Consider the following 23,636-nt stretch of genomic DNA (forward strand, 5'->3'; position numbering starts at 1 on the left):
GTTAAGTCAAATGCCCACCATCTCTCTGATTTCAGCAGGAGATGCTCCTTGTTCGCGATAAAGCGAGATGGCGCGTGCGTCGTCACGTTTTGCGAGGCGTTTGCCGTTGTTGTCCCGGATCAGACGGTGATGATGATAAACAGGTGTCGGTAACCCAAGCAGCCCTTGTAAAAGGACATGTATCTGCGTGGCATCGAACAAATCCTCGCCCCGGACCACATGGGAGATGTTCTGGTCCGCGTCATCAACCACAACGGACAGGTGATACGAACTGCCCATATTGCGCCGAACGAGAATGATGTCGCCAACCGCGATCATGAGGTTGTGCGCATCAAGCTCATGCGTTCCCAAATACTTCGCACCAGTTTCACAAAATCCACGAAGTTCGGATGCCTTGATTGCCTTGTGCATGTTCAGGCGCAGAACATCCCCAGCTGAAGCATCCGACAAAGGGCGGTCGCGGCACGTGCCTGGATAGATGCGCCCGTCAGGTCCGAACTGGGGTACACCTTCCTGCGGAGCACCGGCCGCAGATTCGATATCGGCACGATTGCAGTTGCAAGGGTAGACCAGGCCCGTGTTTTTGAGAATCTCCAATGCCTCTCTGTATCGCGGCAGCCTGTCCGACTGGCGCATCACCGGGTGCGGCCAGTGCAGTCCAAGCCAGTGCAGGTCGTCGTAGATCTGGGTTTCCCAACGGGACCTGGATCGCGATTGATCAATATCTTCGATCCGTAAAAGAAATGATCCACCCGCAGCCCGTGCCTGATCAAACGCAAGAAGCGCGGAATAGGCATGCCCCAAATGCAGCGGACCTGTTGGCGATGGCGCAAAACGCGTTGTGAATATCACTTTTTTCAACAACATATACGTCAGATTTCATGTCCACACCTGGTAGATGCGGACCGTATTCGCGGAATAACAGCCTTGCGTGACCCATGTCCAGCCAGTCGTTCAGCCGCCCGGTGTAAGTGCGGTCAGCCAAAGTGTGATCGTTGAAGGAAAACGCCAGATATCCGCCGCGTGGCAGCGCGTTCATAAGTAGATCAAAGGTTTCAGGCGGCGCGGCACCAACGCCGATGACGCCAATGCATGTTATGGCTGAGTAAGCCTCGGCCTCAATGGGGTTGGGATCAGTAACTTCGAAGTTTATCAAGTTGCGATAAACCCCCTTGGCAGCGGCACCTTCCAGCATCTTTGGTGTTGGATCCATCCCATCGATGACACGAAAACCCGCCTTGCGAAGTGCTAAACCCGACAACCCGGTACCGCATCCGTAGTCCAGCACCGGCACATCAGCATCTGAGACAAAGGATTTCAATGCTGCCGCAACACGGTCCGGGGTGACATATCCGTGCTCACCGACTTCATCATCGTATGAGGCCGCCCATTTTTGGTAGTGATCGTGCGTTTCCTGGGCAGAATTCAGATTGTATGTGTCTTTCAGAAACTTATCGCTCATACCTTACATGTTAGGCGCAGGCTGGGGGCGACGTCCAGTCAACACTGCTTTACCCAATCGCTCCAGACTTCTTTTGCGCGATCGGTATAGGCCTTGTAGCGGTCCTTACGGCCTCGGCGCCCCCCTTCAGGCCGTCGACCGGGCGAAACAGACCGAAATTCACGTTCATCGGCTGGAAGGTCTTGGCTTCGGCGCCGCCCGTGATGTGGTGGATCAATGCGCCCGTCGCACTGTCTTGCGGTACGTCGGGAAGGGATCGGCCTAGTATTTCGGCAGCGGCCAAACGGCCTGCCAAAAGGCCCATCGCTGCGCTTTCCACATAGCCTTCCACCCCCGTGATTTGCCCCGCAAAACGAATATTTGGCCTAGACTTGAGCCGCATCTGCGCGTCCAGCAAAGTCGGAGAGTTGATGAAAGTATTGCGGTGAATGCCACCCAATCGCGCAAAGCTGGCATTTTCCAGACCCGGTATCATACGAAATACCTCGGTCTGCGCTCCGTATTTCATCTTGGTTTGAAAACCGACGATATTGAACAACGTGCCCAAGGCATTGTCGCGTCGCAATTGGACGACGGCATAAGGTTTTACTTCCGGTTGATGCGGATTTGTCAGGCCAACAGGTTTCATCGGGCCATGGCGTAAAGTTTCACGACCGCGCTCGGCCATAACCTCGATCGGCAGACAGCCGTCGAAATAACCAGCGGTCTCTCCCTCGTGGAATTCGGTCTTATCTGCAGCCAGCAGCGCATCAATGAAGGCTTCGTGCTGATCACGATTCATCGGACAGTTGAGGTAGGCGGTGCGCTCTTCCTCAGTCTCGCCCTTGTCGTAGCGTGACTGCATCCAGGCTTTGCTCATATCAATGCTGTCTGCATAGACGATGGGGGCGATCGCGTCGAAAAAGGCCAGCGCCTCGGTACCAGTCTCTGCGCGAATGGCTTCCCCCAATGCGGGCGAGGTCAACGGCCCGGTTGCAAAGATCCACTTTCCGTCTTGGGGTAGACTGGTTACTTCTTCCGCTGAGACCGAGACCCGTGGATGGGCCTTCAGCTTGGCAGTTACGGCTTCGGCAAAAGGATCACGGTCAACCGCAAGCGCGCCACCCGCAGGCAGGCGATGGCTATCTGCGGTCGTCATGATCAACCCGTTTGCCGCGCGCATTTCCCAATGCAGCAAGCCGACTGCGTTCTGTTCATCATCATCCGATCGGAATGAGTTCGAACACACCATCTCGGCCAGATTGCCGGTCTGGTGTGCAAACGTGCCCACATCAGGACGCATTTCGTGGATCACAACATCCACGCCCATTTCCGCTGCCTGCCAGGCGGCCTCGGACCCGGCCATGCCGCCGCCCACGATATGCAATGTCTCTGTCATGTGCTGCCAAATAGGGCAGAGCAGCGCCATGCGCAATGCGCAGTAATCGCTTTAGTTCTGAGGGGGATTCTTGGGGTCGCCGCTGCGGGAATGTCAACGCCGGTGAGAGAAACCAGCTTGGAGGGACCTTCCGCCCACGGCGACCCAAAAGTATGGTCAGGCCTTGGCCTTGACCCAGCTTTGCCACAGTGTCGCCCTTTTGAAAAGTGAAAAAATGCGAACAGTCGGCAAAAATGTATTAAATAATTGCGTTACTGGTGCCAATCAGGCGGGCGCTTTTCGATAAAGGCACTAATCCCTTCCTCAGTATTCCGGTCCATCATATTCTGTGCCATTACCTCGGCGGTATAATCGTATGCCTGATCAGTCCGCATTGTAATCTGTTGATAAAAAGCGGTTTTACCGATTTTCACGGCACTGCTGAGCTTGCCTGCCAACTTCTCGGCCAACGCATTGGTTTCATCTTCCAACAAGTTCTCGGGAACCGCTCGATTGATCAGACCCAGCTCAGCCGCGCGTTCGGCGGTGATAAAATCACCGGTCGTGAGCATTTCAAACGCCTGTTTCCGCGGTATATTCCGGCTGAGAGCCACCATCGGAGTGGAGCAGAACAAGCCGATATTGACACCATTTACGCCGAACCGTGTGCCCTCGGCCGCGATTGCCAGGTCACAGGTTGCTACAAGCTGACACCCTGCGGCAGTGGCGATCCCGTGCGCTTGGGCGATCACGGGTTGGGGCAGGGACTGAATGGACATCATCATCTTGGCACATCGGTCGAACAGATCCTGAAAATAGGAAAGCCCACCATCGGGTGCCTGCCGCCCTTGGGTCATCTGTTTCAGATCGTGCCCCGCGCAAAACGCTTTCCCCGCACCGGAAAGAACAACAACACGAATCGACTTGTCTTCGCGCAGCGCATCGAACTCTGCCTGCAGGGCCGCCAGCATTTCATCGCTGAGGGCGTTCAACCGCTCAGGCGCGTTCATTCGAAGCCGTGCGATCGCACCTGTATCGTTACGTTCCAGAATTGCCATCTTGCCCTCCCGCTGGCGTTCAGGCCAACTCTAGGCGGGCAGAGCGACGAGGGGAAGCATGTCATTAGCACTGAATAAACAAGAATTGACGGAATACCTGGCGCAGGTGTTCCCACAGGTTCATAGCGACTTTGTCGTCGAGGATCTGAGAGAAGCAAACATCACCATGCGCCTGAGGGTCGAAGACCGTCACCTGCGCCCCGGAGGCACAGTATCTGGTCCTTCCATGTTCGGGCTGGCCGATGTCAGTGTATATGCAATGGTTTTGGCACGGAAAGGTCGGCAATCTCTGGCTGTCACGACCAACAGTTCTCTGGATTTCTTGCGCAAGCCGGAAGGCGGGGCGGACCTGATTGCTGAGTGTAAGTTGTTGAAATTAGGTAGAACGCTGGCTGTTGGGGATGTGCTGATTTACTCGGAAGGCTCTGACAAGCCCGTCGCGCGGGCCAGCATGACCTATTCGCTTCCTCCAGAAGGCTCAGCCGCTGCTGCCTTTGGGTAAAAAAGGCCGGGGATAAACCCCGGCCAGGAAGAGGTCCCTTAGATGGGACTGGGGATAGTCTATTTCATCCAGAAATAGCGGCTGACTTCTGCATCTGCCCGATGGCGGGTCAGCCCGACATCGCGGAGCAGCCTGTCATCCAGCTTACCTAAGTTTACCCGGCTGCGGCGGCGTTGTTCCCATTGTGTGACCGACGCCGCAAACCGCACGGCCAGCGCGGCGATCAGCGGCAGCCGGGGGCTGTCGTTCAGCAGCAAGAGGGCGGGGTTGTGCATTGCGCGTGTCATCTTGGGTATCCTTTCTAATTGTATTGACACAAAGTAAAAATGTTCGGTACACTGCTTTGATACATTCAGCATTGTGTCGAAATCAAAGGAAGAATTGTAATGGATACAATTTGGCCAGAGGCGTTACCGAAATCCAAAGGTCCAAAATATACTCTGGTCGCTGACACGATCCGAAAAGCGATAGAAAACAAAACACTGGAGGTTGGAAAGAAACTACCTCCGGTGCGGGAACTGGCGTATCGATTAAAGATTACACCAGGCACTGTCGCGCGCGCCTATACGATCCTGACCGATGAAGGTTTGCTACAAGCCGAGGTCGGGCGTGGTACATTTGTAGCCCCGCCGAGATCGCCCATTCTGGACGATGTCTGGTCGCGGCAGTTACATCTGAGGGACGACAAATATGAATCCAACGTCAGTCTGTTCAGCCCACGCTTGCCAGATGTGGGGCAGGTGACATTAATCCGCGAATGCCTTGAAAAGGTTGCAAAAGGCGATCCGCGGATGTTTATGAACTATCCGACCCGAGATGCCTACCTACCCGTGCGCCAGGTTGTGGCCGACTGGTTGTCAGATCTTCCTCTGGGCTCATTGAATGCAGATGACATTGTACTGACACATGGTGGGCAAAGTGGCATTTGCGTTGTGTTCCAGACCGTTCTGAAAGATCCGAAACCCATCGTGTTGGTTGAGGACTTGTCTTATGCCGGGTTCAGACGGGCAGGTGAGTTGATGCGCGCCGAGGTTGTCGGGGTAAAAATGGACAAATGGGGCATAAGCCCCGATGCGCTGGACCACATCCTCAGGCAGACGAAGGCGCAGGCGATCTGCGTCTCACCCGAAGTGCAGAACCCAACGGGCGGGCATTCACCGTTGGAACGGCGCAAAGAAGTTGTCGAGATTGCGCGAAAGCATGAATTACAGATCATTGAAGACGATTGCTATCGCATGGGCGAGGCCCGCGCGCCCAGCTATCGTGCTTTGGCACCCGAACGGGGCTGGCATGTTTCGTCAATTTCGAAAACTCTAACACCAGCATTACGGGTAGGTTTCGCCATCGCACCGAAAGAGCAGAGCGTCGATCTGCGGCGTTCTGCAGAATACGGGTATTTCGGGCTCGCCCAGCCTTTGGCTGAGTTGACGCGGTTACTGTTGGGACATCCAGAGGCGAGGCAACTTGCAAAAAACGTTCGCTCCAAGATGGGCGAATATGTACGTGTGGCGGTAAACGCCCTGGGTGGCTTCGATCTAAACTGGGATTCTGAGATTCCCTTCGTCTGGCTTCATTTGCCTTCCGGTTGGCGGTCTGCTGCGTTCAGCCGGGCGGCCGAGCGGGAAGGTATTCAGCTGCGATCGGCCGATGAATTCGCGCTGCGGGATGGTCGCGCGCCAAATGCCGTTCGTATAGCGGTGAATGGGCATGTCTCGCTCGAGAAGTTCGAAGATGCCATGCTGCGTCTGCGCGCGCTGCTCGATAACCCACCCGAACAAATAAGCGTCTAGCCGCTATTGCACTGGGGCAGGGTCACCGAAAAAGCCCGACAAATGAGAAATCTTACCATCGGCATCGAGACGAATGAAATCATGCCCGGCAACCATTATGGAACCATCGGTCGCAACCATATGCCAGGTAAAGTGAACCACATCATGGTGTGAAGTGGGCTCACTGGTCAGCTCAACACGGCCCTTTGTATCACTCAGAACTGCTCCGATATGGGCATTGAGTTGATCTCTGCCGGAAACTTCTGCAGTTGGATCGACGTAACGACCAGTTTGTGCAAAACACTGCTCAAGAAGGCTCCGTCGCCTTTCGGGATCGGTCGACTGCCATGCCGCACCATAGGCAGCGATAACCTGTTCCAATTCTTGCATAGCCACCTCCGACATTGGATGATCTTGGTTGAGTCTAGCTTAACTAAGCTACGCAAAACTGGATATGCCGAAGAAATTTTGGGGTAAAATAATACCTATTTTATAAGTTATTGTTATTGATAGATATATTATACTTTGCCTGTATTGACCTGCATAACTAGTAGGTCTAAACCCCCTCCATCGAATTCGGGCCGCTCCGCCAAGGGGCGGTCTTTCACATCAAACAGGACTATCCTGCCATGAAAACCTTTTCTGCAACACCTGCAGACATCGACAAGAAATGGATCCTGATCGACGCCGAGGGCGTTGTTCTGGGCCGTCTTGCCTCGATCGTCGCCATGCGCCTGCGTGGCAAGCACAAAGCGTCGTTCACACCCAACATGGACATGGGCGACAATGTCATCGTGATCAACGCTGACAAAATCCAGATGACCGGCAAGAAGCGCGAAGAGAACTTCTACTGGCACACTGGCCACCCGGGCGGCATCAAATCGCGCACCAAGCAGCAGATCCTTGAGGGTGCGCACCCCGAGCGCGTCGTGACCCAAGCGGTCAAGCGCATGCTGCCGGGCAACCGTCTGGCGCGTCAGCAGATGACCAACCTGCGCGTTTACGCAGGTGCCGAGCATCCTCATGAGGCGCAAGCGCCCGAAGTTCTGGACGTTAAGTCCATGAACAAGAAAAACACCCGGAGCTAATGACCGATGGCTGATCAGATCAATACTCTCGAAGAGCTGAGCGCCGTCGCAGGCGTTGAAACCGTGGCCGAAGAAGTTATCGTACGTGAACCCGTACGTGACGAGCTGGGTCGTTCCTACGCCACCGGCAAGCGTAAAGACGCTGTCGCCCGCGTTTGGATCAAACCGGGTTCCGGCAAAGTCACCGTAAACGGCAAGGATCAGGACAAGTACTTCGCTCGTCCCGTTCTGCAGCTGATCCTGCGCCAGCCGTTCCAGGTTGCTGGTGTGGAAGGTGAGTTCGACGTTGTTGCAACCGTCAAAGGCGGTGGCCTGACCGGTCAGGCCGGTGCGGTCAAGCACGGCATCTCGAAAGCGCTGCAACTGTACGATCCCAACCTGCGTGGCGCTCTGAAAGCCGCTGGCTTCCTGACCCGCGACAGCCGCGTTGTGGAACGTAAGAAATACGGTAAGCGTAAAGCGCGTCGTTCGTTCCAGTTCTCGAAGCGTTAATCGCCGAAAAAACTATAGAAACTCTAAAACAAGCACTTACGAAAGTTTGTGCTTGTTTTTTTATCGTGAGATTAACCTGAATCTACTAAACGCAAGAAATTTCTTATTTTTTTATCCAATTTAATGCGGCAATTCGTCAACTGATCCTTTCTCAAAATGCGTTTCTTATCTGAAAGAGCCCGGAGAATCTGAGGTTGTTGGTGAGGATGAGGGAGCAAATTTTGATGCTGGAGAGCATTTGGAGCACATTGAACGAGTATTTTGCGGTCTTAGCTGCTATTGTTACGCTCTTGTTTTACGCACGCGTTAGCGTAAAGGCGCAGCGAGAGAATTTAGAGTACATACAACAATTACGCGACGATTTTTATCGGCGCGAATTGACTGATCAACAGCAAGTTGTTGAACTTCTAACCTGGCTTGTCGAAAAAACCGAGCGCAACGCTACATATACAAGGGGCACAATGGCCGCTGCGATGGCAGTTTTAGTGTTCTTGATTTTTAATTCGCCGACGGGCTGAATTCTAAATTGGAGAGGGCTCGCAACTGCGAGCCCTTTTTCCTTGGTCGGTTTATTCTTCGTAAACCAGTTTCCACGCACCATTTTCGACGACGCTGACAAATACAGAGTCAGCACCCTGATGGTCATTGGGCCCATAGGTGATCTGGTTGCCGACCAACTCATCCATGTAATCCAGAGATTCCATCGCGGCGATGAAGCTATCATGCGTCAGATCAGGACCTGCAGCTTCAAGCGCTTTGACCATCATCTCGGCCGCTGAATAGCCCAGCATTGAAAATCCGACCGGGTCTTCGCCCGTAGCCTCTTTGTATTCAGAAATAAATGCTGCCGGGGCGGGCTCTTCGGCGCGCGCCCAGAGATCCAGCCACGAGGCCGCCGCATAGAAACCGTCGGTCACACCACCGGGCACCTGCGCCACCACGGTTAGGAAGCTGGCAGAGGTGCCGAGGAACTTCATGTCGGTCAGGCCCATTTTCTTGGCCGTTCCAACAACAGTGATTGCCTGACGCACGCCGAGCGCCATCGTGACGATGTCACAACCTTCTTCTTTAAGCTTGCTCAAGGACCCCACGAAATCCGTCTCGTCCGGTTTATGGGTGGTCTCAGCGCCGAAAGTGATGCCAGCCTCTTCGGCTCCCGCTTTGCTGCCTTCCAGAATTTCCTCACCGAAATCAGTAGGCAGGTACATGGTGCAAACGGTTTGCGATCCAAATTCACCGTTCAGATACTTCACCCCAATCCGAGCTTGATCGTAATAGGTCGAGAATGAGGTGAACTTGTTCTTCATCGGCTCTTGCAGCATTTGCCGCGCGGCGGTCAGAGGGGCGACGTTGGGAATACCTTTCGGATCCAGCAGCTTGAACCCAGCAACATTCATCGGCGTACCCAGCGACTGCAACATCGCGAAAACCTTGTCGCGGTTCAGCAGCTTGTTATAGCCCTGCATCGCGCGTGGCATCTGATAGCCGTTATCCTCGACCACAAAGCGGATCTTGCGGCCATGCACGCCACCCTCGGCGTTGACGCGATCAAAGACCACATTTGCGCCTTTGGTGGCCGGAACGCCCACGGCAGCGAAGATGCCGCTGAGGTCGTTGACTGAGCCAATGACGATCTCGTCATCTGTCACGCCTTGTGTTTGCGCCCAGCTGATCGTGGCGGATGCAGTCAATGCCGTCGCCGCGGCAAGGCCCTTAAATAAGTGTTTCATACTTCTCCTCCCTGTTGGGTCGCCCCTTAACTAATTGTACATATCTTCAATGAGATGTGCGTGTTTCTTTTCCACCAGACCACGCTTGAGTTTCATCGTCGCCGTCAGCTCCTCATCTTCGGCAGTGAGCAACACGTCGATCAGCCGGAAATCCTTGATCTGTTCGACCCGCGCAAAGTCCTTATTGACCGCTGCGATTTCATTGCCGATCAACTCCGTCACTTCGGACGCAGCACAAAGAGAAGAAAAGTTCGAAAAGGGGATCTTGCGCTCTTGTGCGAATTTCTCAACGTTTTCCTGATCGATCATGATTAGCGCCGTCAGATACTTGCGCCGATCCCCGATGATCACCGCGTCCGAGATATACTGGCTGAACTTCAACCCGCTCTCGATCTCTGCGGGCGTGATGTTCTTACCGCCCGCAGTGATGATGATGTCCTTGAGGCGCCCTGTGATGGTGACAAAACCTTCCTCGTCGATATGCCCCATATCCCCGGTGCGCAGCCAGCCGTCGCAGGTGAAGCTTTCGGCTGTTTTGGCATTGTTGCGCCAGTAGCCCTGAAAGACGTTGAGGCCTTTGACCTGAATTTCTCCGTCTTCCGAGATGCGCAGGTCGTTGCCAGGAACGGGTTTCCCAATGGTGCCGATCTTGTTGGCCTCAAGCGTGTTCAGCGCTGCTATGCCGGCGGTTTCAGTCATACCGAAGCCCTCGACAATGGGCACGCCAATTGCCCAATACCACCTGAGCAAATCGGGAGAGATCGGCGCTGCACCAGAGCCGCCTCGGCGGAGACGATCTAAGCCCAGCATCCGGCGCAGGTTACGCAGAACAAGCCGATCCCAAAGCCAGAACTGCATAGCGATCGGTGCTGGAACAGGTTTGCCTGCAAGGATAAATTCGGCCCGCGCCATTCCAGACTTGAGCGCCTGTGCAAAGGCGAAGCGCCCTGTGGGCGTTGCTTCTTTCGCCATGAACATGACCTGCGAGTAGATCTTCTCCCACACGCGCGGGACGGCAGTGAAGGTGGCGGGAGAGACCTCTTGCAGGTTGGAGAACACTGTCTCGGGGCTTTCAGCGAAATTCACAGTAGTCTTCATCGCAAGCGGGTAGTAGATCGACACGTCGCGTTCGAGGATATGACAGAGCGGCAGAAAGCATAGCTGTTCGTCGGTTGATTGGGAGGGCAGGGAATGCGCCCCTGCCTCTATCGCGGCCATGATGTTCTCATGGCTTAGCATGGCGCCTTTGGGATTACCGGTGGTACCTGACGTATATATGAGCAGGGCGGTGTCTTGTGACGTGGTTTCAGCGATTTCTGCTTCGAATGCGCCGGGTTCATCGACCTCAGCCTGTTGCCCCAGAGCATACAAGTCCTCGATCATCATGCAACGCGGATGATCCAGGTCGTGCAGGCCTTCATCCTCAAGGATAATGACCTTGAGCAGATCGGACAGATCCGCCTCGACTTCGAGGAACTTGTCCAACTGCTCTTCATCTTCAACGATCAGAAACCGGCTGCCACTGTCATTGATCAGGTATTTTAACTGGCTGGCCGAATCTGTGGTGTAGACGCCCGAAGCAATCCCTCCGACACACTGGATGCCCATGTCGAACCACGCCCATTCCTTGCGGTCTTCGGACAGGATCGAGACAACCTCGCCACGTTGCAGACCCAGCTTGCGCAGGGCCAGCCCGATCCATTTGGCGTGTTGCCAGTAGTCGGCCCATGAGTAGGATTTCCAGATGCCGAAGTCCTTCTCGCGATGCGCCGTACGCTGTCCCAGTTCGGCACAGCGTTTCTGGAATAGCTCGCATATCGTGACACAGCCATCGACTCGCAGGGGTCTCTGACCTGGCGTAGCGTTGAACTGCACACCGTTGATTCTGGTCTGAGGGGGCAGGGGGCTTGCGTCCATCCAGCTCACCTCCATGTCTTCTTGCGTTTCCAGCGGCGGTTTTCTCGCGCGCCTTCTTCCTGAACGCCCAGATAGAAATTCTGAATGTCCTCGGATTGCAGCAAGGTTTCAGCCGCACCATCCATAACGATCCGTCCGATCTCCATTACATAGCCATGATGGGCGAGTTCCAGTGCCGCATTGGCGTTCTGCTCGACCAGCATCATTGTCATGCTCTGTTCGTCATTCAGGCGTTTGAGAATGCCAAAAATCTCTTGCACCAGCAGCGGCGATAGGCCCAGCGAAGGCTCATCCAACAGCATGATACGCGGGTTAGCCATCAGGCCGCGCCCAATCGCCAGCATCTGCTGTTGCCCGCCGGACAGAGTGCCAGCCTCTTGATTGCGGCGGTCTTTCAACACAGGAAAGTAGGAAAACACCAGATCGCGGTCATGATCGATCTGACCCTTGTCCGAAAGGATATAAGCCCCAAGATTCAAATTCTCGTCGACGGTCAAAAGTGGAAAGACCTCGCGTCCCTCGGGCACATGGACGATGCCTTTTTGCACGACCTTGTGAGGTTCCGATCCCTGTATTTGCTGACCGTCAAATGTGATTGAACCTTTTTCGGGATCCATCACGCCTGAGATTGTTTTCATCAGCGTTGTCTTGCCCGCGCCATTTGCGCCCAGGATTGAAACGACCTGCCCTCGATGCACGTCCAATGACACGCCACGAATGGCCATGATCGGGCCATAAAAGCTTTCAACATTGCGAATGCTAAGGATCGGTTGGTTCATGAAGCTTTGCCCAAATAGGCCTCTACCACAGCAGGATGAGATTGAACTTCGGCTGGGGTTCCAAGGGCAAGCTTCGCTCCGTCGGCCATGGCAAGAACCCGGTCGGACACGCCCGAGACCAGACCCATATCGTGCTCTACCATAAGCACGGTAATGCCCATCTGACGCCGGATGTCATCGATCCACCAACGCATATCTGTGGTCTCTTCCACCGATAGGCCCGAGGCGGGTTCATCCAACAGCAGGAGTTTTGGATCGGTGGCCAACGCTCGAGCGACTTCGACCACCTTACGCACGCCATAGGGTAAGCCCGAGATCATCTTGTCACGAAAGGCCTGGAGGTCGAGGAAGTCGATGATCTCTTCTACCTTTTCTCGGTTCTCGATCTCCTGCCTGCGAGCTGAGGGCGAGAACAGAATTTCCGAGATCAGATTGGTTTTGCGGTGCCGGTGGCGCCCGACCAGGAGGTTCTGCAAAACGGTCGCATGTTCGAACAGTTCAATGTTCTGGAATGTCCGCGCGACGCCATAGGCCGCGACACCCGAGGGCTTGATACGCAGCAGATCATGCCCGTCAAAGTGGATCGCCCCTGCATAAGGATCATAGAAGCGCGAAATCAGGTTGAAGACCGTTGATTTGCCGGCGCCGTTGGGACCGACGATGGCGAACACCTCACCTTCTTGCACGTTGAAGGACAGATCATCCACAGCAGTCAGACCGCCGAATTTCAGGGTAACGTTTTCAAACTCCAGCAAGCTCATCTCAGACGCTCCGTCTTGAGATAGGACTTTTGTCTTTTGAACATGTCCTTGCGGTAGAAGGGGAACAGTTCGAACCACGTCCGGATTTTTAGCCATCGACCATACAAACCCATCGGTTCGAACAGGATGAAGGCGATCAGGATCATGCCAAAGATGCCGAATTCGAGCCCCGGAATGGCGACCGTATTGCCGCCAAACAGGGCTGCTGCGTATTCCTTTGAAATCGACAGAAACTGCGGCAGGAAACCGATCACGATTGCGCCCAAAAACGCGCCATGGATTGAGCCCAGACCTCCGATAACGATCATCATCAGCAATTGGATGGAAATTACGACACTGAATGTCTCGTTATTGAACGCCCCAGAGAACATACCCATCAATGCGCCTGCTAGTCCGGTGACCGCGCAGGAGAGGGCGAAAGATATTGTCTTGGTGCGCGCGATATCCACACCCATCGCCTGCGCTGAGACCTCAGAGTCTCGTACGGCGATGAAGCTGCGGCCCAAGGGCGCGCGCAATAGGTTGATATAGCCCAGTGTCACGACAACGGCGACGGCCAGCACCAGCCAGAAGAACGGGGCCGGGGTCGCCCAACGATCGAGCAGATATCCGAAGATTTCGACACCACCCAGATATTTACCCGCGACACCTCCGGTGACGGGTTCGGCCAGAACGATGATGTCGTCCATGAGCACAGACAGAGCCAGGGTGAAGATCGCAAGATAGATGCCATGCAGGCGCAGGGCAGGAATAGCGACGGTTGCTCCGACGATGCCGGTCAACAGGCCCGCCAACGGGAACGCCAGCAGAAAGGGCACCCCAGCCTCAATCAGGATGACATTGGCATAGCACCCAACGGCCAGAAATGCGGCATGGCCAAGGCTGGCCTGCCCGGTATGGCCGGTTAGGATCATCAAGCCCAAACCCGCGATGGCCCAGATCAGAACATTGGTCAGTTCGCCAAGATAAAAGTCATCCAACCACCACGGCGCAGCGGTTACGACCGCCAACAGGATCAGATAGAGGCTAAGCTGATAGCCATCCTTCCAAGGGCGAATGTCCTGCATATAGTTTGTTTTGAAAACAATCCGCATGCGATCAGACCTTCTTGACCCGCACCTGGCTGAACAGCCCATGCGGTCGAAAGATCAGAACTGCCAGCAACAGCGCATAAGGCGCGATCTGACTGTACCCGGCTGCGATATAGCGGCTAGCGAAGGGCTCGATTACGCCGACGATCAGCCCGCCGGCCAAAGCGCCGGGCAGGCTGCCGAATCCGCCTATCACAGCTGCGGCAAATGCCTTGATCCCCAGAAGCCCAGTTGTGGGATCGACCGAGCCTTTGGCCGCGAACAAAATTCCGGCAATCCCGGCGACAACTCCGGCCAATGCCCAGATTAAGCCCTGAACCCGCTTAACCGGTATCCCCATGTAATATGCCGCCAACTGGTTTTGAGACGCACCTTGCATGGCAAGCCCCAGCTTGGTCTTGCTGAAGAACACATAAAGACCCCAGGTCAGTAGGACGGTGACAACAATCACGGCCACGTCCTCCATCCCCAGCACAAGACCACCGAACCGGATTTCCTTACCAGCCAATGGGTTCTGCAGCGTTTGCGGCTCGTGCCCCCAGATCAGACCAGCTGCAAACCTGATCACAAAGCCCAAGGCGATGGTTAGGATCACCACGGCAGTCTGACTTTCGCCAAAGACGCGGCGGATGATCAGCCGATCGATCAGATACCCAAGTGCGCCCATAATCCCCAGTGAAATCGGTAGCGCCATCCAGAAGGGCAGCCCTATATATTCGGTATTCGTGAGGCCGATGGTAACGAACGCGCCCAGCATCATGAAATCGCCTTGCGCAAAATTCACTGCCTCGGTGGCTTTGTAAATCAGAACAAAACCAAGGGCGATCAAGCCGTAAACACAGCCATTCGCCAGCCCGCTGATCAGCAGCTGCGCGTTATCCAATCTCACCCTCCCTCAGCCGGAATTGGTCGGCGCGTTGTTATACTATGGCGTGATAATAACCTTGCCGTCACTCTTTTTCAGCGCATCCGCGAGATTTGACAGAACCTCACGCAACGATAGCCGTGCAGAGACATCTGTGCGCCAGCGGCCATCGGCAAATCGCGCTTGTACTTCACCGGCAATCCATATCTGATGAGCAGGCGGCGTATCCATCATCCAGCGGGTCAGCCAGAAGCCTTCGATCCGCTTGCTCATGAAGATCAGTTGGCCCATCTGGGTCAATTTCGGCATTTCAGTGCTGAGTTTCCCATAACATACCCACCTCGCGCCATTGGGCATCGCGCAGAACACCTGCTCGGACATCTGGTCGGCAACGGCATCAAGAAAAACACAAGGTTTCAGAATTGCACTGATCGCGGCAAACCGCGTTGGCGCATCCGTATCGCTGGTCACGACCACCTCTGCCGCACCCAGGCCTTTCAACATCTCGACCGTTTCGGCGCGCCGCACCAAAGCGATCGGTTTCAACCCAAGATCCCGTCCAAGACTGCACATCAGCTTGCCCAGCTGACTGGTAGCGGCGGAGACCACAAAAGCCTCACCTTCGGACCGTGCGATATCAACCATCGCCATGGCGGTCAGAGGATTGACGATCTGTGCCGCCCCGTCTTCGTCCGAGATATCGGGCCGCAGGGGGATACACATCTGGGCCTGCGTGACCACATATTCGGCCCAGGCACCAGAGCCTGCTGCCACAAAGGCCACGCGCTGATCCAGTAGGGCGTCAGCCCCGGTACCGGTGGCAACAACATCTCCGCACCCCTCGAACCCTGCTGCGGCGCCTTTGACCCGCGGCTGACCATATTCCCCTTTGATGAAATGAATATCTGACGGGTTCACCGAGGCTGTGCGCAGTTTGATCAAAACCTGTCCCGCCTTGGGCACAGGCAAAGGCAGCTCGGCCTCCGCTAACCAGTCCGAGGCATTCTCCAGCGTCGGTCCCGTGGCTGTGCCGGAATATCCGTCCTGCGTCTGAACAACGGCAAACATGGTGTCGGGCAGGGTGGTCATCGTTCGATCCTTCTTTGATGCGAGTTCAGCACTGAGGCCTTCATCGTCACAATGTAACACACTGACAAAAGGTTTTATTTTTTAAAAACAATCTCAAGAAAGCAATCAAACACGGTGAGCTATGTCAATTGGGTAATGCCGTAATGTGACGCAAATTGAGTCGCATCCCGACCGGGTGAACCAGCCCTCTTGGGGCTGGTTCTGGAACTGATCACTGCTGCGTCATCAGATTGCGTAGATCCTGTATCTTCGCGACAACCAGCTCAGGCGACGCTTTGATCTCGTCGAGGATCTTCATAACCTGTGTTTTGATGTCCTGAGACAAGGCGCTTTCCTGAACCGACGTGACGATTGCGTCATAGTCGAAATTCTGCGCGGTCAGCATGCCGTCCTGAACCCACGAGTTGAACAGTTCCTGCCCCTGACCGGCAAGCGCTGCGACCTGATCGCCAGCTGCTGAGGCTGCATCATTGGCCTGCTCGGTCAAAGATGTAGCAGCGTCGCTGGCCTGTTCCGATACCGAAGATGCAGCTTCCGAGGCCTGATCCGCAATCGAGGACGCAGCCTCGGATGCTTGTTCAGTCGCCGCCTCAACGGCATCAGCAGCGCCCTCTTGTATTGCCGAGGCTGCTTCACCAACCGCCTCTGAGGCATCTTCAGCCGCCGATTGCAACTGCTCGGCAGGGGTTGGTTCAGGTTTTGTGGCGAAATAGTAAGCGCCTCCGCCGATAACGGCGATGGCTACGATAAGTAAAAGACGCGACATTGGATGTCTCCTTCAAATGATGTGTCGCTCAGATGGGGTTAAGGTACGTTAAAGCAAAGGGGAAAACACGTGAGTTTGCAGCATATTGCGGGTTTGAGCCACACTGCGCTGATTGACACTGCAGGCAGTGGCAACATCATGCCATCCGTTGCAGGAATCGCGACACAAGCAAAGAAACAGCCTTGAAGGATGAATTGATTGATGACGAAGTGAAAGGGATTCGAACCCTGGGTGGGCTTGCACTCACAACGATTTCCGAGACCGTGTTCTATATCAAAACAGAAGTCCTTGCATTAAGAGACAAGAGCTTTGTGGCGGCAAGATGGGCAGGTTCGGCACAGAAAGCGGGCAGGGGTGTCACAAGAAAGCACTAAAGTGATTTATGGTGAGTGACCTATGTCAGCGGTTGCCGAACGCCCATTGAAGATCCTTAGGGCGGAACCGGAATTTTTTGGAACCACTCCGCGTGACTTTCTAACACCAAATCTTTTTCGCCCGAAACAGTAGGCTAGGAAAGTAAAGCATTCCAGGCGGCACACGTTTTTTGTGTCATTTCAATCACATGTTCCGCGAAGAACCTCGCGATCAACTTAATGGTGAGTACGGTAACAGTATTCCGCTCCGAGGCTAATCCAGTCAACGAGGTGGTGCCTGCTCGTGCATCCAGACAAAGCTATTATGGCGACCGTTACGCGAGAGTATAATGTCCAGTGAATCTGGGCCGCGTGCCAACGACCATACAGGTTATTGGGAAATCGATGCCATGACACAGGTCAAAGCTCTCGCAGGTGTTGCGCCCTTTGCTTTTATTGGACCGACAACGGGCAGCAATCTGAACAAAGGCGATAGAAGCTCGGGAAAACGCTCCATGCTTGCTATCTACCTGTATTGACGTTGTTTTGGTGTGAGTACCCAAAAATAGTTTCTTCTTCACAATGGCTTGACGATCTGAAGCCACCTTTGAAACCGCCCCATGTGCCCACGGCGGCGGCATTCCAGATGAAATATCCCTTACGCAAAACCTGTTGTTTGTTGACCTTCCAGCGCGGGAACCGGGCATACAGCCCAAATGAGTCGTAAAGCAAGAATACACGCTTGGGATGGCAGGCATGAAACCGAACAGGGATAGAAAGGCTGTTACGCGACGCGGAGTGATTGCCGCGTTTGCTGCGACAACTCTTTTTCCAGCACCGGCCGTTTGGGCCCAATCGATGACAACCGAGGGGACGCGCCGCAATGTTTCTTCATTCCGCGTTGCTAAATGGCAGGATCACTTTGATACGCTTAAGAATGGTGTGATCCTGTCCGATACACAGTCCAAGGTCCTGCAATATTGGTCAGAAGACGAGAGCGTCTATCGGATGTATCCAACCAGCGTGCCGCTGACGGAAGACCTTACAAGGCTGGGCTACACCACAGTAACTCGCAAGGTTGAGGGGCCATCTTGGCGACCGACACCAGCAATGAAAAAGCGCAACCCCGCTTGGCCCGACTATGTGGGCCCGGGTCCGGAGAATCCTCTGGGGACACATGCACTTTATTTGAGCTGGCAATACTACCGGATCCACGGCACCAACGACACACGCAAGATCGGAAGAAGATCCTCCAATGGCTGCATCGGCTTGTACAATGAGCAGATCGCGGACTTGTTCGAACTGGCCACCGTAGGCACGCAGGTAAAACTGATCTGACCATGGTCAAGTCGGCTTTTCTGGACAGGTGCTTAAGCTCGGTAACTGACAACGACGTGAAATAGTAAAATGGATAAACTTACACTCATGATAGGCGGTGTGGCGATCGCAGGTGCCGTCGCAATCGTCTACAATCTAAATCAGCAACCAGCTGGCCATTCGATGACGACACCTGATACGTCGACGCTGGCGTCGGGAGATCCAATCCAAAACGTCAATCTACCGGACCAGCTAAGCGAATTTGCGGCCGTCGGCAAAGTGGCATTCGACGCAAAATGCTCGGCGTGCCATGGCGGGAATGCAACTGGTCTGGAGGGCCTAGCACCACCATTGGTGCATAAAATCTATGAACCAAGCCACCATTCGGACGAGGCATTTTACGTGGCCGTCCAGAATGGTGTTCGGGCACACCATTGGAAGTTCGGTAACATGCCGCCGGTCGATGGTTTGACCCGCGCGGATGTGAAGGGCATCGTGGCGTACATAAGAGAGTTGCAGCAAGAAAACGGGATTTTCTGAAGGTGACGAGTCGAGTGGGCACAGCAATTCGTTACTCCATCCTGTCAATTGCGCTGGCTATTGGCGGGCTACTTGTGACGGCCGATTCTGCTCATGCACATGGCGGTGATTCACAGCATTTGATTGACCAAACCGACTCTGCGGACGTCGAACATGTCAAGCAGGGTCATCCCGGGCATTGTCATGGCGGAGCGATCTGCAACGCTGTTGGACTATTTTTGATGGGTCCAACACCGCCTGGTCCCCAAGGCACAGAACGAAGATACTCGATCCCGCGAGCTCAATACCGGGTTCTTAGTATTATCGCGTTTGACCCACCACCGCCGCGTGTCCTGATCTGACGAGTCGAATTGCGCCCAAGATGGGCGCGTCGAAGCAGCCGAAAAGGACAAAGAAATGAACATTCTAAAAATGACTACAAGCGTGGCCCTGGTTTCACTATTTGCGGCGGCCGCCCTGGCGCATGGTGGCGCAACCGGCATCGTCAAAGAACGCATGGACGGCATGTCCGCGATGAAGGACAGCATGAAGGTCCTTACACCGATGATGCAGGGGAAAACGCCCTACAATGCGCAAACGGTACGAAGCGAAGCCAAGAAAATCGGAAGCCACGCCGGTGAAAGCATGACAAAGCTGTTTCCAGAGGGATCTGATGGCAAACCCTCGGAGGCCAAATCGCAAATCTGGCAGGATTGGGGTTCCTTTACAGAAATAGCCAGACAATTGGAAATCTACTCAGAAGGCCTTGCGCTTTCGGCAGACAACGGGCTGATGGCGTCCGGATCGGGTCATGGTTCCGGCATGATGGGCGGCAAATCCATGATGGGAGGTGGTTCCATGATGGGCAGCGGGATGATGGCTGGCAGTCCAAACTTAGCACAGCTGTCTGAAATGCCGGCAGACGGTGTGTTTATGATGCTGAGCCAGACATGCTCGGCGTGTCACACGCGATTTCGGTCGGAATAGGAATGCATCATGAAGCCGATAATACGGTTGGGTCTTGCTGCCGCCGTTACGGCGTCAGCAGGGTTTGTTGCTGTGATGGCTTGGCCGATTGGCCAGCCCTTACAAGCTCTCGACATTCAAGGTGACGTTAACCGCGGGGCGTATCTGGCAAGGGCAAGCGGCTGTATCACCTGCCACACAGACTTTGCCAAAGGGGGCGCGCCCTTGGCCGGTGGGGTGGAGTTGGATACCCCGTTCGGCTCGCTCTTTTCGCCGAACCTGACCACAGATCCCGATCACGGGATCGGTGATTGGACCATCGAGGAATTTGCCCGCGCAGTACGTCAGGGTGTGTCGCCCGACGGACAACCCTACTACCCGGCCTTTCCTTATACGTTCTATGCCAACTTCACGGATCAGGACATCGCCGATCTTTGGGCCGCCTGGCAAACGGTTCCGCCAGTAGCGGAACCGTCAAAAGAGCAGGAAATGGTGTTCCCCTTCAATCAGAGATGGGGCCTGAAGCTGTGGCGGGCGGCATTTTTGGAACCGCCGCGGACCGATCCTGTGCCGGGCAATGATGATGTATGGAACCGGGGCCGGTTACTCGTTGAAGGTGCCACGCATTGTGCCGCCTGTCACACCGGGAGGAACCTGGCTGGCGCAAGAAATTCGGACACGGAACACCTCAAGGGAAGTGACTCTCTGCCGGGCGGTGACAAGGCACCGGCCATCGACTTTGAGACCCTGCAAATGCGTGGGTGGACAGTTGATGATCTGGCCTACGCGTTGCGCACCGGCGTCATGCCTGATGGCGATGTCTTCGGCGGCGCCATGGGAGAGGTCATAAACTATGGCACCAGTTTTCTGACAGACGATGACCGGAAGGCAATGGCGACCTATCTGCTGGATGTGCACGACGGGGGATAATCCAGTGCGAGATCAAGTATTCTTTGGAAGGAAGTCCTAATGAAGCTTAATCGCAGGCAATTTGTTGCAGGCACGTCGGCACTAATCGCAGTGCCGACTATTGGGAGGTCGGCTACCGCCCCCCGAATAATCGAGGCGCGTTCAGGATTGGCGCGTGTTGCCCCCAACAACTATCCGGAAACCGAGATATGGGGATATGATGGCGGTGTTCCAGGCCCTGAAATTCGTGCCCGGCAAGGCGAAACGGTTCGCCGGACACTCCTGAACTCGCTACCTCAGCCTACAGCAATCCATTGGCACGGATTGCGGGTTCCGAACAATATGGACGGGGTGCCGGGCCTTACGCAGGAGGCTGTACCAACCGGCGGCAAATTTCAGTATGACTTGCCTCTGAAGGACGCGGGGACCTTCTGGTATCACTCTCACAACCAGTCAACGGTACAAGTGGCCAAGGGCCTTTACGGCGCGTTCATCGTCGACGAAACGGACCCGCCGGACACGGACCATGACATCACGATCCTTCTGGATGATTGGCGGTTGGGTAAGGACGCTCAAATAGTAGATGATTTTGGTGCAATGCATGATTGGACCCATGCAGGTCGCATGGGAAACTACGTTCACGCGCGCATATCGCCAATGACCGAAGTTTTGACGAACCAGCGATTGCGAATTCGAATGGTCAACGTGGCAACTGATCGGATCATGTATGTGTCAGTAGGTGGCGCAAACGGGAAACTGGTCGCTTATGATGGCATGCCTGTAAGGCAGCCAGAAGATTTCGAAACACTTGTTTTCGGACCTGCGCAGCGAGCAGATTTGATCGTCGACGTCACAGCGGAATCGAACGAAGCCGTTCAAATAACTCTTCACGAACGCGATGAATCATTTGTTATCGCTGAGATCCCGGTTTCGGGAAGCGGTACATCTGCCAGCCGCGGTGAGATTGAAGCTCTGCCACCCAACCCTGTTTCTTTTCTTGAAGATGTTTCTGACGCCTTAAAGGTTCAATTGGTGATGGAAGGCGGGGCGATGGGCGGACTGCGTCAAGGTACTTACAACGGCCAAGTCATGAGCGCTAATGAGTTGGTTCAGGAAGGACAGATCTGGACATTCAACGGAGTCGCAGGGTTACCCGAAGACCCGCTCGCTTCTGTTTCGCGTGGCGACATAGTCCGTATTCAGATGCAGAACGACACTGTCTTTGCGCACGCCATGCACTTGCACGGGACGCACTTTCAGGAAGTACTGTCGAACGGGAGCCTGGGACCGCTGCGAGACACGATACTGGTTGACCGGATGGAAACGCGGGAGATTGCGTTCGTTGCGGATAACCCGGGGGACTGGCTGTTTCATTGCCATATGCTGTCGCATCAGGCCGCTGGAATGAAGACCTGGCTGAGCGTGGCGTGATGAACAAGAGCGCGGCGAAATGGGTGTCACTAGCTGCTGTGGTGATCATTGTCGCGGTCGCTGGCTGGGGCCTGAGCGGGCGTGCACAAAACAGTGCATCAGCGGATTCGGCACGTGGTGCAGTTTTGTATGCCGAAAACTGCGCGTCATGCCACGGGGCAAATTTGGAGGGTCAACCAGATTGGCAGACACCTGATCCAGATGGCGTCTTGCGAGCTCCCCCGCATGACCGAACAGGGCACACCTGGCATCACGGCGACAAGCTGTTGTTCGATTATACAAAGCTTGGCGGGTACCAAACACTAAAACAGATGGGCGTCGCTGATGTCAAAAGCGGTATGCCAGGTTTCGAGGACACTCTGTCGGATCAAGAAATCTGGGACATCCTTGCCTTCATCAAGGAGAGTTGGCCGGATCGGGAACGCAAGCTGCAAGAGCAGCGCACCGAGGCAGAACAAACGGAAGGAAACTGACGTGAAACGATTTTTTGCAGGCTTAATTGCCATCACTATGTCGATTGGTGCTGCTATGGCGAGTGCTGACGAATTGTCTGACTCCGATGTAAAACGGCTGGCTCTGGAAGCCATTATGGAAAACCCTGAAATCATCATGCAGGCGATTCAATTGCTTCAACAGCGCGAGGATCAGGCAAAAGCCGAAGCCATTGGAAACGTCTTGGAAAATCAGCGTGAATTGCTGGAACAGGATCCGAATGCGCCTGTCATCGGAAACCCGGAAGGTGATGTAACCGTAGTCGAGTTTTTTGACTATAACTGCCCATATTGCAAACGCGCGGCCCCGGTCGTGAAAAACGTAATCGCAGGCGATTCCGATGTCCGAGTTGTTTACCGAGAATGGCCCATACTCGGAGAAGGTTCCGACTTTGCGGCACGCGCCGCGCTTGCCTCACGAAACCAGGGAAAATATGAAGAATTCCATTGGGCGCTTATGGCGCTGAACGGTCGTGCGACTGAGGCCAGCGTCCTGAAAGTTGTTCGGGAACTCGGCCTGGACGAGGATCAATTGCGCGCAGACATGGAGGCGCCGGAAGTCGACGCGCATATTCAAGTGTCCATGGAATTGGCCCGGCAGCTTGGCTTCAGTGGCACCCCTTCGTTTGTGATTGGAGATGCGCTTGCCCCGGGGCTGATCGCCGAAGATGAAATGACCCGTCTAATCGAGGCAGTCAGAGACGCAAGATAGAACTAAGGGACGACAGCATGTGCGCTCCTAAACTTCTGTTGCGACCGTGGCTTCGCATCCCTCGGACTCAGAGCTGCAAGGATATGATCAAGTTGATTAGCGCTTAAGACACGTACCCTGCGGTTTTTCATGTCAAAGTTCAACTGTGCGGAGGAACTTACTGTGTCAATGGCTTTGTCTATAACTAACTTGCGGAGCCCGCAGCTCATATC

General features: G+C 54.7%; 27 protein-coding genes and 1 pseudogene. 14 read left to right on the forward strand and 14 right to left on the reverse strand.

Annotated elements, in window-relative coordinates; translation table 11 throughout:
- Positions 1-6: 6 nt before the first annotated feature.
- The 4 genes and pseudogenes from gluQRS to AC1DFB_RS06295 form a co-directional block, all read right to left on the reverse strand.
- Positions 7-852: a tRNA glutamyl-Q(34) synthetase GluQRS gene (gluQRS, locus tag AC1DFB_RS06280; RefSeq protein ID WP_480922592.1), complete on the reverse strand. Its 846-nt coding sequence runs from the start codon at positions 850-852 to the stop codon at positions 7-9.
- Positions 770-1,462: a class I SAM-dependent DNA methyltransferase gene (locus AC1DFB_RS06285; RefSeq protein ID WP_480922338.1), complete on the reverse strand. Its 693-nt coding sequence runs from the start codon at positions 1,460-1,462 to the stop codon at positions 770-772. The genes gluQRS and AC1DFB_RS06285 overlap by 83 nt, the downstream gene beginning before the upstream one ends.
- Positions 1,463-1,500: 38 nt before the next feature.
- A pseudogene (trmFO, locus tag AC1DFB_RS06290) lies at positions 1,501-2,840 on the reverse strand (methylenetetrahydrofolate--tRNA-(uracil(54)-C(5))-methyltransferase (FADH(2)-oxidizing) TrmFO).
- 251 nt (positions 2,841-3,091) lie between these two features.
- Positions 3,092-3,877, reverse strand: a complete 786-nt coding sequence (locus AC1DFB_RS06295; RefSeq protein ID WP_170393115.1) for an enoyl-CoA hydratase — start codon at positions 3,875-3,877, stop codon at positions 3,092-3,094.
- Positions 3,878-3,935: 58 nt separating this feature from the next.
- On the opposite strand from AC1DFB_RS06295, the gene AC1DFB_RS06300 reads away from it, so the two are divergent.
- Positions 3,936-4,379 carry a PaaI family thioesterase gene (locus AC1DFB_RS06300; protein WP_480613561.1) on the forward strand — a complete coding sequence of 148 codons (444 nt, stop codon included), beginning with the start codon at positions 3,936-3,938 and terminating at the stop codon, positions 4,377-4,379.
- Positions 4,380-4,438: 59 nt separating this feature from the next.
- Here the strand turns inward: AC1DFB_RS06300 and AC1DFB_RS06305 are convergent, their stop codons facing one another.
- Entirely contained in the window at positions 4,439-4,666 is a 228-nt protein-coding gene (locus AC1DFB_RS06305; protein WP_170393113.1) for a YjiS-like domain-containing protein, read from the reverse strand.
- Between the two features lie 99 nt (positions 4,667-4,765).
- On the opposite strand from AC1DFB_RS06305, the gene AC1DFB_RS06310 reads away from it, so the two are divergent.
- Complete coding sequence (locus tag AC1DFB_RS06310) at positions 4,766-6,169, forward strand: aminotransferase-like domain-containing protein (RefSeq protein WP_170625923.1); 1,404 nt, start codon at positions 4,766-4,768, stop codon at positions 6,167-6,169.
- Between the two features lie 3 nt (positions 6,170-6,172).
- Here AC1DFB_RS06310 and AC1DFB_RS06315 read toward each other — a convergent pair whose 3' ends face one another.
- Positions 6,173-6,538, reverse strand: coding sequence for a nuclear transport factor 2 family protein (locus AC1DFB_RS06315; RefSeq protein WP_480922339.1), 366 nt, complete (start codon positions 6,536-6,538; stop codon positions 6,173-6,175).
- Between the two features lie 239 nt (positions 6,539-6,777).
- On the opposite strand from AC1DFB_RS06315, the gene rplM reads away from it, so the two are divergent.
- The 3 genes from rplM to AC1DFB_RS06330 all read left to right on the forward strand — a co-directional run bounded on the left by rplM (position 6,778) and on the right by AC1DFB_RS06330 (position 8,246).
- Positions 6,778-7,236: a 50S ribosomal protein L13 gene (gene rplM, locus AC1DFB_RS06320; protein WP_039536983.1), complete on the forward strand. Its 459-nt coding sequence runs from the start codon at positions 6,778-6,780 to the stop codon at positions 7,234-7,236.
- 6 nt (positions 7,237-7,242) lie between these two features.
- Positions 7,243-7,728 carry a 30S ribosomal protein S9 gene (gene rpsI, locus AC1DFB_RS06325; protein WP_010440030.1) on the forward strand — a complete coding sequence of 162 codons (486 nt, stop codon included), beginning with the start codon at positions 7,243-7,245 and terminating at the stop codon, positions 7,726-7,728.
- A gap of 224 nt (positions 7,729-7,952) precedes the next feature.
- Entirely contained in the window at positions 7,953-8,246 is a 294-nt protein-coding gene (locus tag AC1DFB_RS06330) for a hypothetical protein (protein WP_170662522.1), read from the forward strand.
- Between the two features lie 51 nt (positions 8,247-8,297).
- On the opposite strand, the gene AC1DFB_RS06335 is transcribed toward AC1DFB_RS06330, so the two are convergent.
- From AC1DFB_RS06335 to AC1DFB_RS06370, 8 genes are all read right to left on the reverse strand, one after another.
- Entirely contained in the window at positions 8,298-9,458 is a 1,161-nt protein-coding gene (locus tag AC1DFB_RS06335) for an ABC transporter substrate-binding protein (RefSeq protein ID WP_480569674.1), read from the reverse strand.
- A 30-nt stretch (positions 9,459-9,488) separates the two neighbouring features.
- Positions 9,489-11,375: an AMP-dependent synthetase/ligase gene (locus AC1DFB_RS06340; RefSeq protein WP_480922340.1), complete on the reverse strand. Its 1,887-nt coding sequence runs from the start codon at positions 11,373-11,375 to the stop codon at positions 9,489-9,491.
- A 5-nt stretch (positions 11,376-11,380) separates the two neighbouring features.
- The gene (locus AC1DFB_RS06345; RefSeq protein ID WP_480922341.1) at positions 11,381-12,154 is read right to left on the reverse strand and encodes an ABC transporter ATP-binding protein; all 774 of its coding nucleotides are present in this window, start codon (positions 12,152-12,154) and stop codon (positions 11,381-11,383) included.
- Positions 12,151-12,915 carry an ABC transporter ATP-binding protein gene (locus AC1DFB_RS06350; RefSeq protein WP_170421563.1) on the reverse strand — a complete coding sequence of 255 codons (765 nt, stop codon included), beginning with the start codon at positions 12,913-12,915 and terminating at the stop codon, positions 12,151-12,153. The genes AC1DFB_RS06345 and AC1DFB_RS06350 overlap by 4 nt, the downstream gene beginning before the upstream one ends.
- Positions 12,912-14,009 carry a branched-chain amino acid ABC transporter permease gene (locus AC1DFB_RS06355; RefSeq protein ID WP_480895342.1) on the reverse strand — a complete coding sequence of 366 codons (1,098 nt, stop codon included), beginning with the start codon at positions 14,007-14,009 and terminating at the stop codon, positions 12,912-12,914. The genes AC1DFB_RS06350 and AC1DFB_RS06355 overlap by 4 nt, the downstream gene beginning before the upstream one ends.
- A 4-nt stretch (positions 14,010-14,013) precedes the next feature.
- The gene (locus AC1DFB_RS06360; RefSeq protein ID WP_480922342.1) at positions 14,014-14,889 is read right to left on the reverse strand and encodes a branched-chain amino acid ABC transporter permease; all 876 of its coding nucleotides are present in this window, start codon (positions 14,887-14,889) and stop codon (positions 14,014-14,016) included.
- Positions 14,890-14,931: 42 nt separating this feature from the next.
- Complete coding sequence (locus tag AC1DFB_RS06365) at positions 14,932-15,960, reverse strand: alcohol dehydrogenase catalytic domain-containing protein (RefSeq protein ID WP_480922343.1); 1,029 nt, start codon at positions 15,958-15,960, stop codon at positions 14,932-14,934.
- A gap of 211 nt (positions 15,961-16,171) precedes the next feature.
- Complete coding sequence (locus tag AC1DFB_RS06370; protein ID WP_170393102.1) at positions 16,172-16,726, reverse strand: hypothetical protein; 555 nt, start codon at positions 16,724-16,726, stop codon at positions 16,172-16,174.
- A gap of 182 nt (positions 16,727-16,908) precedes the next feature.
- Here AC1DFB_RS06370 and AC1DFB_RS06375 point away from each other — a divergent pair, with 182 nt between their 5' ends.
- The 9 genes from AC1DFB_RS06375 to AC1DFB_RS06415 all read left to right on the forward strand — a co-directional run bounded on the left by AC1DFB_RS06375 (position 16,909) and on the right by AC1DFB_RS06415 (position 23,424).
- Positions 16,909-17,100, forward strand: coding sequence for a hypothetical protein (locus tag AC1DFB_RS06375; RefSeq protein ID WP_170800856.1), 192 nt, complete (start codon positions 16,909-16,911; stop codon positions 17,098-17,100).
- Positions 17,101-17,429: 329 nt separating this feature from the next.
- The gene (locus AC1DFB_RS06380; protein ID WP_480922344.1) at positions 17,430-17,618 is read left to right on the forward strand and encodes a hypothetical protein; all 189 of its coding nucleotides are present in this window, start codon (positions 17,430-17,432) and stop codon (positions 17,616-17,618) included.
- Positions 17,619-17,826: 208 nt separating this feature from the next.
- The gene (locus AC1DFB_RS06385; protein ID WP_170625179.1) at positions 17,827-18,417 is read left to right on the forward strand and encodes a L,D-transpeptidase; all 591 of its coding nucleotides are present in this window, start codon (positions 17,827-17,829) and stop codon (positions 18,415-18,417) included.
- A gap of 69 nt (positions 18,418-18,486) precedes the next feature.
- Positions 18,487-18,936: a c-type cytochrome gene (locus tag AC1DFB_RS06390; protein WP_170392477.1), complete on the forward strand. Its 450-nt coding sequence runs from the start codon at positions 18,487-18,489 to the stop codon at positions 18,934-18,936.
- Positions 18,937-19,332: 396 nt separating this feature from the next.
- Positions 19,333-19,902, forward strand: a complete 570-nt coding sequence (locus AC1DFB_RS06395) for a c-type cytochrome (protein ID WP_480922345.1) — start codon at positions 19,333-19,335, stop codon at positions 19,900-19,902.
- A 9-nt stretch (positions 19,903-19,911) separates the two neighbouring features.
- Complete coding sequence (locus AC1DFB_RS06400; RefSeq protein WP_480922346.1) at positions 19,912-20,811, forward strand: c-type cytochrome; 900 nt, start codon at positions 19,912-19,914, stop codon at positions 20,809-20,811.
- A 39-nt stretch (positions 20,812-20,850) separates the two neighbouring features.
- On the forward strand, positions 20,851-22,221 hold the full coding sequence (locus AC1DFB_RS06405; RefSeq protein ID WP_480922347.1) for a multicopper oxidase family protein: 1,371 nt from the start codon (positions 20,851-20,853) through the stop codon (positions 22,219-22,221).
- A complete protein-coding gene (locus AC1DFB_RS06410; protein WP_170406434.1) occupies positions 22,221-22,694 on the forward strand; it encodes a c-type cytochrome in 474 nt (157 codons plus the stop codon). Before AC1DFB_RS06405 ends, AC1DFB_RS06410 begins: the two co-directional genes overlap by 1 nt.
- A gap of 1 nt (position 22,695) precedes the next feature.
- Positions 22,696-23,424, forward strand: a complete 729-nt coding sequence (locus AC1DFB_RS06415) for a DsbA family protein (protein ID WP_480436160.1) — start codon at positions 22,696-22,698, stop codon at positions 23,422-23,424.
- Positions 23,425-23,636: the final 212 nt, after the last annotated feature.

It is taken from the genome of Ruegeria sp. S84 (assembly GCF_056583445.1).